The organism is Paenibacillus herberti (assembly GCF_002233675.1).
Classification (GTDB): Bacteria; Bacillota; Bacilli; order Paenibacillales; family Paenibacillaceae; genus Paenibacillus_O; species Paenibacillus_O herberti.
In genome coordinates, this window is sequence record NZ_NMUQ01000002.1 from 577,016 (window position 1) to 589,291 (window position 12,276).

Consider the following 12,276-nt stretch of genomic DNA (forward strand, 5'->3'; position numbering starts at 1 on the left):
CCCGTTACTCCCGTTACTCCCGTTACTCCCGCCGTTCCGATCGCTCCAGTCGCTCCAGTCACCCCGGTGCTTCCCGTGGCTCCCACCGTTCCGGTCGCTCCAGTCACTCCGGTGCTTCCCGTGGCTCCCGTGGCTCCCGTTACACCTGTGACTCCCGTGGCTCCCGCCGTTCCGGTCGCTCCAGTCACTCCGGTGCCTCCCGTTGCTCCGGTTACACCTGTGACTCCCTCTGTTCCAGTCGTTCCAGTTGCTCCAGTCACTCCAGTGCTTCCCGTGGCTCCAACTCCCGTGGCCCCGGTCGTGCCCGTTACTCCCGTTACTCCCGTTACTCCCGCCGTTCCGATCGCTCCAGTCGCTCCAGTCACCCCGGTGCTTCCCGTGGCTCCCACCGTTCCGGTCGCTCCAGTCACTCCGGTGCTTCCCGTGGCTCCAGCTCCCGTTGCTCCGGTCGTACCCGTTACTCCCGTTACTCCCGTTACTCCCGTTACTCCCGCCGTTCCGGTCGTTCCAGTTGCTCCAGTCACTCCAGTGCTTCCCGTGGCTCCAGCTCCCGTTGCTCCGGTCGTACCCGTTACTCCCGTTACTCCCGCCGTTCCGGTCACCCCGGTGCTTCCCGTGGCCCCCACCGTTCCAGTCGCTCCAGTCGCTCCAGTCACCCCGGTGCTTCCCGTTGCTCCCACCGTTCCGGTCGCTCCAGTCACCCCGGTGCTTCCCGTTGCTCCCACCGTTCCGGTCGCTCCAGTCACTCCGGTGCTTCCCGTTGCTCCCGTTACACCTGTGACTCCCGGGGCTCCCGCCGTTCCGGTCGCTCCAGTCACTCCGGTGCTTCCCGTTGCTCCCGTTACACCTGTGACTCCCGTGGCTCCCGCCGTTCCGGTCGCTCCAGTCACTCCGGTGCTTCCCGTGGCCCCGGTCGTACCCGTTACTCCCGTGGCTCCCGCCGTTCCGGTCGTTCCAGTTGCTCCAGTTACCCCGGTGCTTCCCGTGGCTCTAACTCCCGTTGCCCCGGTCGTACCCGTTACTCCCGTGGCTCCCGCTGTTCCAGTCGCTCCAGTCGCTCCAGTCGCCCCGGTGCTTCCCGTGGCTCCAAATCCCGTGGCCCCGGTCGTACCCGTTACTCCCGTTACTCCCGCCGTTCCGGTCGCTCCAGTCGCTCCAGTCACCCCGGTGCTTCCCGTCGCCCCGGTCGTTCCGGTCACCCCCGTGCTTCCCGTGGCTCCAGCTCCCGTTGCTCCGGTCGTACCCGTTACTCCCGTGGCTCCCGCTGTTCCAGTCATTCCAGTCGTTCCGGTCACCCCGGTGCTTCCCGTGGCTCCAGCTCCCGTTGCCCCGGTCGTACCCGTTACTCCCGTGGCTCCCGCTGTTCCCGTCGTTCCAGTCGCTCCGGTCACCCCGGTGCTTCCCGTTGCTCCAACTCCCGTTGCCCCGGTCGCACCCGTTACTCCCGTGGCTCCCGCTGTTCCCGTCGCTCCAGTCACCCCGGTGCTTCCCGTGGCTCCAGCTCCCGTTGCCCCGGTCGTACCCGTTACTCCCGTGGCTCCCGCTGTTCCAGTCGCTCCATTCACTCCTGTAGCTCCCACTGCCCCAGGTACCCCTTGTGCTCCTTGTGCTCCCTGTATCCCCGCAGCTCCAGCAGGACCCGTTGGTCCTGTTGCACCTGTCGCTCCACGGATACCTGATCCACCTTCCACTATCTGAGCAAGCCTTCTTTCAGCCAGCTTCACTTTGGCAATCCAGATCTCCTTGACGGCACGTGAAACACAGCCTAACAGTATAAAAGCAATAAGCCCTGCCAGCGTTTGTTGAACCGCTGCTATGAGGGCAGATGTCCAGCCGTTTGACTGTTTATAAGAGACTATAGCCGCTTCAAGTAAAGCTAATAGGTTGGATTTGATGCCTAGTGGGACACACATACCCTCCACCAGTAATTGCAACTCTTTCAGCACATCAGGCAACGGTCCCTCTGGAGGGATATATTCCTGCTGAATGGCTGCTACAAGGTTATCCAGCAATTCTCCAAAGAGGGCCGCCTCGGAAGGCTTAAAGGGAACAAGGCAGTTGCTCCTTTTTTTCTTACAAGGTGTGCACTTCTTCACTTTATAGGATTTTCTTAATCTAGATGTATTCCTGCCCTGATTTCTATTGTAGTTGTGCATCCGATTGCCTCCCTAAATACAATGCTATATCTATATGATCTTCGTACTTGTCATGAAACCCCATTCAAATCCCTACGTTATGTACAAGCTGTATTAATGCTGAAAAAGGCTCCTCCACCTAAGCAGAAAAACCTCTCTCAGAAATTAAATGAAGCACGGCCCTCACTGTTCTTAGATTCAAATCATCATACGGTATGATCGCCTCCGCCCCTGAATCCTGGATCTTCTTCAGAGCTATTGGATTGGAATGAATTCTCATTCGATTGTCTTATAAGCCTCATTGAACTGAAAAAGGCCTTCCTGCGTAGACAGGAAAGCCTTCGATTCAAAAGGTAACTTTATAGCAAGGATAGACCAGCGCTGCCGTACCCAGCTACAGTATTAATTAGTGTAAGACCACTTGCAGTAGCCGTGAAGACAAGCAGCAATCGATCTTGCGGATTGACAGGGATATTGAGCCCTGAAGCCATTCCGTTGCAGATAGTGCCAATGGCCAGGGCACCTGTCAGCGCAGGAGCAAGCACAACAGATGCCCCTGGTATTGGAATGAATGTGTTGTCCGGAGTTGTAGATCGATACAGGGTAGCCGTAATTGTAATTGTCGAACCTATGAGGCTAAGAGATACAGTTGTACTGAAATAAGCAGCAATCGACGTAATCGTACCTGTCCGCGGCGTAGAAAAAGCGAAGTTAAGCAATGTGCCTGCCGCCCCAGTTAAATCGATCGTCGTGCCCAAGAGACTGATTCCAGAAACCGAGTTTCCGGATCCCAACAATGCCAGGGTCCCCACAAGCCCCCCCGCAATCGTAGTCAGCGCTACTGGAAGCCCGCTGGAAAAGGGAATTATGGCCCCAGAACCAGAAGATCCGGTTGCTCCCGTGACTCCGGTCGATCCGGTAAAGCCGGTAGATCCGGTGATGCCTGTTAATCCGGTTGCTCCTATACTTCCAGTTGCACCTGTCGATCCGGTCGATCCGATTGTGCCTGTTACTCCGGTGTGTCCCGTTGCGCCGGTTGATCCTGTTACTCCGGTCGCTCCTGTGCTTCCAGTTGCACCGATAGATCCGGTTGTGCCTATTACTCCAGTTGCACCGGTCGATCCTGTTATGCCTGTTACTCCGGTTGCTCCTGTACTTCCAGTTGCACCAATTGATCCGGTTACTCCTGTGTGTCCCGTTTCGCCAGTTGATCCGGTTGTACCTGTTACTCCGGTCGCTCCTGTGCTTCCAGTTGCACCAATAGTTCCGGTTGCTCCTGTTACGCCAGTTGCACCAGTAGATCCGGTTACTCCTGTAGCTCCCGCTGCTCCAGTTGCTCCTGTAACCCCGGTCGCTCCTGCGACACCTGTGCTTCCCGTCGCACCAACATTTCCCGTCGCCCCGGTTGCTCCCGTAGACCCGGTCGCCCCTGAGACACCAGTGCTTCCCGTCGCACCAACACTTCCCGTGGACCCGGTTGCTCCTACGCCTCCCGCCGCTCCGGTTGCTCCCGTAGACCCGGTCGCCCCTGCGACACCTGTGCTTCCCGTCGCCCCAACACTTCCCGTGGCTCCAGTCGCTCCCGCTCCGGTTGCTCCCGTAGACCCAATCGCCCCTGCAGTGCCCGTACTTCCCGTGGCCCCAACACTTCCCGTGGCACCCGTCGCTCCTGCTCCGGTTGCTCCCGTAGCCCCGGTCGCTCCTGCAGCGCCCGTGCTTCCCGTCGCACCAACACTTCCCGTGGCCCCCGTCGCTCCTGCTCCGGTTGCTCCCGTAGCCCCGGTCGCTCCTGCAGCGCCCGTGCTTCCCGTCGCACCAACACTTCCCGTGGCCCCCGTCGCTCCTGCTCCGGTTGCTCCCGTAGCCCCGATCGCTCCTACGGCGCCCGTGCTCCCCGTCGCGCCAACACTTCCCGTGGCACCCGTCCTTCCCGTCGCCCCAACACTTCCCGTGGCTCCAGTCGCTCCCGCTCCGGTCGCACCCGTAGACCCCGTCGCTCCTGCAGCACCTGTGCTACCGGTCGCCCCAACACTTCCCGTGGCTCCAGTCGCTCCTGCTCCGGTTGCTCCCGTAGCCCCGATCGCTCCTGCGGCACCCGTCCTTCCCGTCGCCCCAACACTTCCCGTGGCCCCCGTCGCTCCTGCTCCGGTTGCTCCCGTAGCCCCGATCGCTCCTGCGGCACCTGTGCTACCGGTCGCCCCGACACTTCCCGTGGCTCCCGTCGCTCCTGCTCCGGTTGCTCCCGTAGACCCCGTCGCTCCTGCAGCACCTGTGCTACCGGTCGCCCCAACACTTCCCGTGGCTCCAGTCGCTCCCGCTCCGGTCGCACCCGTAGACCCCGTCGCTCCTGCGGCACCTGTGTTACCGGTCGCCCCAACACTTCCCGTGACCCCCGTCGCTCCCGCTCCGGTCGCACCCGTAGACCCCGTCGCTCCTACGGCGCCCGTGCTCCCCGTCGCGCCAACAGTTCCCGTGGCCCCCGTCGCACCTGCTCCGGTTGCTCCCGTAGACCCGGTCGCTCCTTGGACGCCAGTTGCTCCTGTTGCGCCGCCTGGAGCTCCATCTGGCCCTGTTGCCCCTGTTGCCCCTGTTGCCCCTGTTGCTCCAGTCGCACCAGCAGCGCCTGGCGAACCTGGCACCCCTGGCAATCCTTGCGCGCCCGCAGCACCAGCAGGACCTGCAGCACCAGCAGCACCAACAGGGCCCATAAGCCCGGTCGGTCCTGTTGCGCCTGTAGCTCCGGTTGCTCCTCTCCCCCTTGACGGATCACTTACTTCCGTCAGTATGACGTCCGCCAGCCTCACTCTTGCAACCCAGCCATCCTTAACAGAGCTGGACACACATGCTACCAAAATGAAGGACATCAGATCCGCCAGCGTTTGCTGGACAGCTGCTGTAAGAGCAGACATCCATCCGTCGGACTTCTCATAAGTTACGATGGCCAGCTCAGCTGCTGCCAGCAACGGGGCCTTTTCGCGCATTGATATACGCAAGCAATCAATAAACAGTTGAATCTCCCTCAGTACAACAGGGAGCTGTCCCGCAGGCGGGATAGCTCCCTGTTGTAGTGCTGCTATAAGACTGTCCAGCAACTCCTCAAACTGGTCCGCCTCAGACGGGTCAAAGGGGACAAGACATGCTTTTGCTGGTTTTTTGGGAGGTTTGCAATCCTCACCCCTATGTGGTCTCTTTGATTTGAATAAATCCCGACTCCAGTCGTTGCCGTCCACAACCGATCGCCTCCTTTATTGCAATGTTACATTCCTATGCTCTACAACGCTCGTTCCACAACCACAAATCGACTTCGTATGCCGTAAAATTTCCATAATAAAGAAATAAATCCCCAGGAATTTTCCTAGGGATCGGAATCGTACTTGGACTAAGCCCGTATGCAAGCCACTTAATGGGCCTTTTTCAAATCTTCCGCACGCTTCAAATTCAGCCGCTTAACCGCCAAAATCGCGTCGACAGGTTCATGATCCGGGCCGAACGTTTGGAGGAAGGCTAAGTTGGAGCTGTCGTGGAATCCTTTCATTAGAAAAATATCGTAACCTAGCGCCTCCAGCTCTTCCGGCTCCCAGCCGCTCCGATGCGTCTGGTACTCCTCGCCGTTCAGGCCATAGTGATCCACACCCTCTTGCGGGAAAAATCCGCGCGGCGTGAATAGGATAACCCTTTCCTTCGCCACATTTTCCGCCTGTTTCAGCAGCTCCAGAGCATCCGACTTAACGAAATGCTCCAGCACATCTACAAGCGTAACAGCAGTGAAGGAATCACGGACGAACAAGCGACTGATTTTCAAAGCATCTGCATGCAGGGGAACAACAAGAGGAGAGTGTTCAACCATATTTTCAAGATAAGGTCGATGTACATCCAGCGCAACGATCATGCGCGCATTCAAGGATCCCAGCAAATGGCCAGGCCCGCAGCCGACATCAAGCAGCGTATCCGCACCCGCAATCAGTTTGTTCAAATACCTTAGAAAGCGCTTATCCCTTACCTCTTTGATCATCATGCTTCCCCCCTCAAATTCCGATATAGACCAGCTTATGCAAACAGGGAATGTACAGGCCCGGCGTAAGCCTGAGCATTCACAAATAGGGCTAATAGACGCCTGCATTCGGCTATGCTCGTCTCCTCCAAAAGACATAGACTGCTATATACGCATCCAATCTAATCGGCAATACCCATAAGGAGGTACTTAACTTTGAGTATCCAAATCAGTGTCATCATTCCAAGCCGCAACAAATTCCCACAAAATCTGCTCACCTTATTCTCGCTTGAGAACCAGACGCTCCCCCCGTATCAGTACGAGGTCATCCTAATCGACGATGCTTCAAGCGACGCGACCTCAACCATCCCAGAGCTGTGGAAATTCCCCTTCCGTTTGCGTCTTCTGCGTCTGCAAGCCAATTTGGGGCGGCCGGCCGCTCGCAACGCCGGCATTCGAATGGCAAAGGGGAAAATTCTGATCTTCCTGGATGCCGAAATTCTCGTGGAGCCGGGCTTTTTGGAGTCCCATCTGCTGCTGCATCAACAGGACAACCGACTGTTAGCCTCAGGCGTACTTACAATGAAGGGAGCCTATACCCAGCTTGACCCAGGCTTCAACGAAGTACAATTGCAGGAAGCGTATACGCTTTTAAAGCCGCAGCCCGCCTTTCATCCGGCATATGAGAAGTTCATCAAAACGGGACAGGGGCAGCTACTGCTGGGCCGTGAGGATATTAAAAAGGGAGTTTATCGCCAGTTGGCGGTTCAGAAAGTCCATGAAGCGCTCTACGAGGATGAGATTTTGCAGCGGCATGGCGACAGGCTCCAGGGCTTCCATCTTCCTTGGCTCATCAGTCATACGGGCAATCTGTCGGTGGCCCGTACCGCATTCCAGCAGCATGGGTATTTTGAGGAGTACAGCGGCTACGGCTGGGATGATCTGGAGTTTGGCTATCGTCTGTTTCGCCAGGGATATCGCTTTGCCCATATCCGGTATCCGTTCACCTATCACCAGGAGCATCCCGTATCTCCTTCAGTGGGTAATGAAGCTCATACGAATTTCTATCTCTTTCAGCAAAAATATCGCCAGATCAGCTTGCTCGTCCTGCTTCTTCTATACATTCCGAGCCCAATGTCCTTCCACCAGGTCAATCTGGTACTGGACGAAATTTACCGACTGGATGCCGAGAGCGTCGGCCTTTATTTGCCGCTGATCGGGGTCATGCGCTCCATGCTGGAGGCAGCCGGTTATTTGCTCCGCTTCGGCCAGCCGATCTCACATCTGCTGACCCATGCGGGATTACCGCCAGATAGTGTGAAGAGAGCGGATTTCGAGGCTCAACGCTCTGCGCTTGCTGCCTCCGGACGTTGGTCGATGCTTGGAGAGGCTTTGAACCGTCTGCTCGCCCTGTAGAGATAGCACTAGAAGAGTTGTCAAGGGAACGTTTCCAAGCTATCATTAGGAAATATCCCAGGCTCTTCCATACTGATGATGACCGCCTGCACAAAGGAGACGATCGCCATGCCATCCCTACCGATACGGCCTGGTTCCCTGATTCCATATACCAAGCTGGATGAGATTGACCGCCGCATTACGGGGCTGCTGCAGGCCAACTCTCGTATGTCCTATACCGATATTAGCAAAGAAGTTGGCATATCCCGCGTAGGTGTCCAGGCGCGTGTGAATGCCCTCGTCGAGAATGGCGTGTTCGAGCGCTTCACCCTGCTCATTAAGCCGGAGAAGATTGGTCTTTTCGTGAGCGCCTTTTTCCTAATTGAGGTTGAGCCTCAGCGTCTGCACGAGGCTGCCGAGCGGATCGCTCTTGAGCCAGTCGTTACCGAGCTCAGCCGCCTGACGGGACCGAACCAACTGCATATGCATGCCTTATTTGCGAATATGACTGATATGGACCTGTTCCTGCAGGAGAAACTTTATCCGATCCCAGGTGTGACCCGTGTAGACACCCAATTGCTGACCAAACGCTATAAGTATTAAATTAGAAGTAGCTATCATCCACATTCTGCCGGATTTTTTCTCCGGCAGCTTTTTGCATGAAGATTTTCATGAAAACCTACCTAACATCATTCCTCTTGTCCTCATTTTCATTCCCTTTACAAAACACCATTTTTCATTTCAGCCCTTGAAAACGCCTTCGCGAATGCGCTTCTTTTGTCTTCCACCTCGCAGAGCCTCTTTCAAAAACAACATGTAATGGAATAAACCCTTATAGATCAAGGCTTTTTATTTGACCATTCTCAAGAATGACACATCAGAGATAGCGGGATCGAAGCGTAAAAAAGACATATTTCCTTCGCTCTATAACGGCAGGTATAGTTATGAAAACGCTTTACCCGCTGTCCTTCACCAAACCGGGGCTGTCTGTCAGCTTCAAATCATGACGATCTATTTCTATAGAATATGTCATGGAATCTGACGCAAGTTGGACGTGGTATCGCTACTATCCCAATAAAAGGAGGTGAACGAATGCAATCGACCCCTTACCCAACTCAAAACGCCTCGCAACCTGAAAGCGAGACGCAATTGCCCAAAACGACCGGTCGACAATGGAGACGGATCGCTCGCAACTGGGAGCTTTACGTGTTTATTGCTCCCGCATTCTTCTATTTCCTCATCTTCGCGTACGGTCCAATGTATGGCATCCAGATTGCATTCCGTAACTATGTCCCAACACTTGGCTTCCTAGGAAGCAAGTGGGTCGGCTTCGACCATTTCACCCGCTTCTTTGATTCTTATTATTTCTGGGATTTGATTTGGAATACGCTGTCCATCAGTTTTTATGAGCTGGCCATCGGCTTCCCGATACCGATTATTCTGGCACTCGCATTCAACGAAATTAAGACCGGCTTTTTCAAAAAACTGGTCCAAACCGTCACTTATGCGCCTCACTTCATCTCGGTCGTAGTAATGGCGGGCATGATCATTACCTTCCTGTCTCCGTCAAACGGCATTCTGATCCACATGCTGGAGTGGGTTGGCATTAACCCACCTGATTTCTTAACCGACCCACGCTGGTTTAAGACGATGTATGTCCTATCGGGCGTGTGGCAAGGAGCTGGATGGGGAACCATTATTTATCTAGCTGCTTTATCCGGTGTTGATCCAGGGCTTCACGAAGCTGCCATCATTGATGGAGCGAGCCGTTTCCAGCGGCTGCGGCATATCAACATTCCGACGATCATTCCGACGATGACGATTCTGCTTATTCTGAATGTCGGCAGCATGCTCAACATCGGCTTCGAGAAGGTTTTGTTGTTGCAAAATCCGCTCAATATGGAATCGTCCAACATCATCGCCACCTTTGTTTACAAATCCGGCTTGGTGGATGCGCAGTACAGCTTCTCAACGGCAGTTGGCCTGTTCAACTCCGTCGTCAACTGTGTTCTGCTCATCACGATCAACCAAATTGTTCGCCGCACGAGCCAGAACAGCCTTTGGTAGGGGTTAAGCGAATACTTCTTGCATGAAAAGGAAAGGAGGCTGGAGCTTATGCACAGCACCGCGATCAAGGAGTCAAAGGGCGACCGCGTTTTTCTCATCGCCAATTATATTTACCTGACGATCGCTCTCATCATCGTCGCCTATCCATTGATCTACATTATGAGCGCTTCCATAAGTAATCCTCAGTATGTAGGTTCAGGTGAAATGTGGCTTTTCCCTAAAGACATCACCTTCGAAGGTTATAAGCGGGTGTTCCAGGAGGAAAAAATCTGGAGCGGCTATCTGAATACGATTATCTACACTGTCCTCGGCACTGCCCTCAGCCTTGCCATTACGCTTCCCGCAGCCTATGCGATGTCGCGTAAGGATTTTTTCGGACGGAACTTTTTTATGGGCATGTTCATGGTAACCATGTTCTTTAGCGGCGGACTCATTCCTAGTTACCTGCTCGTTAAAGATCTCAATATGGTCAACACAATCTGGGCGATTATCGTGCCTGGTGCTGCGAGTATCTACAACATCATCGTGACTCGTACGTTTTTCATGTCCACCATCCCGCGTGAGCTGGAGGAGGCTGCGCAAATTGACGGCGCCTCCACGACCCGTCTGTTCTTTACCGTTATCATTCCACTCTCCATGCCGATTATCGCGGTTATGGCGCTCTTCTACGGAGTTGGCCAGTGGAACAGTTATTTCTCCGCCCTGATCTATTTGAACGATGAGACCAAGTATCCTTTACAAATGATTTTGCGGCAAATTCTCGTCTTGCAACAAATGTCCGCCGAGACCGGCAGCATCGTGGAAGCATCCACCGCCGAGGCGCTCAGTGACAAGGCCGAGATCGCAGCACTTGTAAAGTATGCCGTTATCATTATCGCCACGCTGCCGATTATCGCTATCTATCCTTTCTTGCAGCGTTATTTCGTCCAAGGGGTTATGATCGGTTCCGTTAAGGGCTGATGATAATATAGAGTGTAACTAAACTAAAAGGGGATATCGACAATGATGACGAAACCTCGTAAAAACCTGCATAAGCTTATGGCATCTGTTATCGGCCTTAGCCTGCTCGCTGCTTGCTCCGGGGGGAATGCTGGCACAAACAATGCTCCAAGCAATGAAGGCGGAGCTACTGATCCGAAATCCACCGTCTCCAAAGAAGGAATGCCGATCGTACCTGAGCCTATTACGATGACGCTTATGGCGCCGGATGTCGGCCACGCTAAGTGGGAAGACATGGCATCTCTGAAAGAAATGGAGAAGCTGACGAACATCAAGCTGACGTTCCAGAACGCTCCTTCCGAAAGCTTCCCTACGAAAAAGAATCTCGTTTTTGCAAGCGGCACTTATCCAGACATCTTCTACGGTGCCGATCTTACGGCGGCTGAGCAAGTGACATACGGCGATCAGAAAGTTCTGCTTCCACTGGAAGACCTGATCGACAACTATGCACCTAACTTGAAGAAGATTTTGGATGAGAATCCTAACATCCGCAAAAACATCACGACTCCAGACGGTCATATTTTTGCACTGCCTTTCATCAACTCGACGGCCGTGCTGTACCGCAACCCAATGTGGTACAACGGCGCATTCCTGAAAGCGCTGAACATCAAAGAGCTGCCTAAGACGACCGAAGAGTTCTACACCTACCTGAAGCGCGTTAAAACCGAAGATCCGAACAAAAACGGCAAAGCAGATGAAATTCCACTTGCCTCTGTGAAACTGACGGATCTGCGCATGTACTTCATGGGCTTCTGGGGCATGTACAACGAGGTCTACTATGCGGATAAGGCGGGCAAAGTTCACTACTCGCCACAAGAGGAAGCCTACAAAGGTTATCTGACGTTCATGAATAAGCTGTGGGCGGAAGACCTGCTTGATCATGACACCTTCTCCCAAACGGATGAGCAAAAAGCAGCAAAAGTTAAAAACAACCAAGTTGCCGTATTCGATGCCTTCCACCCTTACATGCCGTTCCAAGTGGAGCCAAACCGCGACAATCCGCTGATGACACTGCTGAAAAGTGAAGTTGCTGAATCTCCGGTATACGGAAAACATCCAGGTCAATCTTCTTATGGCCAGTTCGCGATCTCGAAAACGAACCCGAACCCAGAAGCAGCAATGCGTTGGGCCGACTATATGTACAGCCCTGAAGGCGCGCTGTTGTTCGACCTGGGCCCAGAAGGAACGCTCTGGAAGTATACGGACAAAGCGACCAAAACAAAGGAATTCCTACCGGTTCCAGAAGGTAAGAAGCGTGATGAAATCAGAGGCACGCTGACGCCTAACTACGGTATTGTACCTCCGGGCATCAACCTTGCCGAAACCAAAAAAGGACTGGAAAATGACTTCGATCTCTTCTTCAAAGAAGAGCTGAACACCAAGATCGTACCATTCGCTAAACCGCCAATGCCTAACGTCTTCCTGACGCCGGAGGAGCAAACGGAAATTACGGCTCTGCTGTCTGACCTGAACCCTTATGTAGAGCAAATGGAAGCGAAGTTCGTTACTGGCCAAGAGCCTCTGTCCGGCTGGGATAAATATGTAGCTCAGCTGAAGAAAATGGGCAGCGAACGTATCGCCGAAATTTACCAAGTAGCTTATGACCGTTGGAACTCGACGAAATAAGCCCTGCGGATTTCATCGTCCTAAGATAACTTCATAAGGCCGCGTTAAACCGCGACCAAGAAA

7 protein-coding genes and 1 pseudogene are annotated in these 12,276 nt (G+C 54.2%); 5 read left to right on the top strand and 3 right to left on the bottom strand.

Annotation, left to right across the window (positions count from 1 at the left end; translation table 11 throughout):
- The 3 genes and pseudogenes from CGZ75_RS25850 to CGZ75_RS15080 all read right to left on the bottom strand — a co-directional run.
- A pseudogene (locus CGZ75_RS25850) lies at positions 1-2,012 on the bottom strand (NTTRR-F1 domain); the annotation flags it as partial.
- A gap of 482 nt (positions 2,013-2,494) precedes the next feature.
- Complete coding sequence (locus CGZ75_RS15075; RefSeq protein ID WP_425436497.1) at positions 2,495-5,365, bottom strand: exosporium glycoprotein BclB-related protein; 2,871 nt, start codon at positions 5,363-5,365, stop codon at positions 2,495-2,497.
- 170 nt (positions 5,366-5,535) lie between these two features.
- Positions 5,536-6,150 (bottom strand): class I SAM-dependent methyltransferase, encoded by a 615-nt coding sequence (locus tag CGZ75_RS15080; protein ID WP_089525102.1) that lies wholly within the window; start codon positions 6,148-6,150, stop codon positions 5,536-5,538.
- A 192-nt stretch (positions 6,151-6,342) separates the two neighbouring features.
- Between CGZ75_RS15080 and CGZ75_RS15085 the strand changes: the two genes are divergently transcribed.
- The 5 genes from CGZ75_RS15085 to CGZ75_RS15105 all read left to right on the top strand — a co-directional run bounded on the left by CGZ75_RS15085 (position 6,343) and on the right by CGZ75_RS15105 (position 12,213).
- On the top strand, positions 6,343-7,542 hold the full coding sequence (locus CGZ75_RS15085; protein WP_176444858.1) for a glycosyltransferase family 2 protein: 1,200 nt from the start codon (positions 6,343-6,345) through the stop codon (positions 7,540-7,542).
- Between the two features lie 108 nt (positions 7,543-7,650).
- A complete protein-coding gene (locus CGZ75_RS15090; RefSeq protein WP_089525104.1) occupies positions 7,651-8,124 on the top strand; it encodes an Lrp/AsnC family transcriptional regulator in 474 nt (157 codons plus the stop codon).
- A 489-nt stretch (positions 8,125-8,613) separates the two neighbouring features.
- Positions 8,614-9,588: an ABC transporter permease gene (locus CGZ75_RS15095; protein WP_089525105.1), complete on the top strand. Its 975-nt coding sequence runs from the start codon at positions 8,614-8,616 to the stop codon at positions 9,586-9,588.
- 48 nt (positions 9,589-9,636) lie between these two features.
- On the top strand, positions 9,637-10,548 hold the full coding sequence (locus CGZ75_RS15100; RefSeq protein WP_089525106.1) for a carbohydrate ABC transporter permease: 912 nt from the start codon (positions 9,637-9,639) through the stop codon (positions 10,546-10,548).
- 45 nt (positions 10,549-10,593) lie between these two features.
- Complete coding sequence (locus CGZ75_RS15105; protein WP_089525910.1) at positions 10,594-12,213, top strand: extracellular solute-binding protein; 1,620 nt, start codon at positions 10,594-10,596, stop codon at positions 12,211-12,213.
- Positions 12,214-12,276: the final 63 nt, after the last annotated feature.

Excerpts from the sequence above, each read along its gene's own strand:
- CGZ75_RS15100 (WP_089525106.1), top strand. The coding sequence starts at position 9,637 with ATGCACAGCACCGCGATCAAGGAGTCAAAGGGCGACCGCGTTTTTCTC.
- CGZ75_RS15090 (WP_089525104.1), top strand. The coding sequence starts at position 7,651 with ATGCCATCCCTACCGATACGGCCTGGTTCCCTGATTCCATATACCAAG.
- CGZ75_RS15080 (WP_089525102.1), bottom strand. The coding sequence starts at position 6,150 with ATGATGATCAAAGAGGTAAGGGATAAGCGCTTTCTAAGGTATTTGAAC.
- CGZ75_RS15105 (WP_089525910.1), top strand. The coding sequence starts at position 10,594 with ATGACGAAACCTCGTAAAAACCTGCATAAGCTTATGGCATCTGTTATC.
- CGZ75_RS15095 (WP_089525105.1), top strand. The coding sequence starts at position 8,614 with ATGCAATCGACCCCTTACCCAACTCAAAACGCCTCGCAACCTGAAAGC.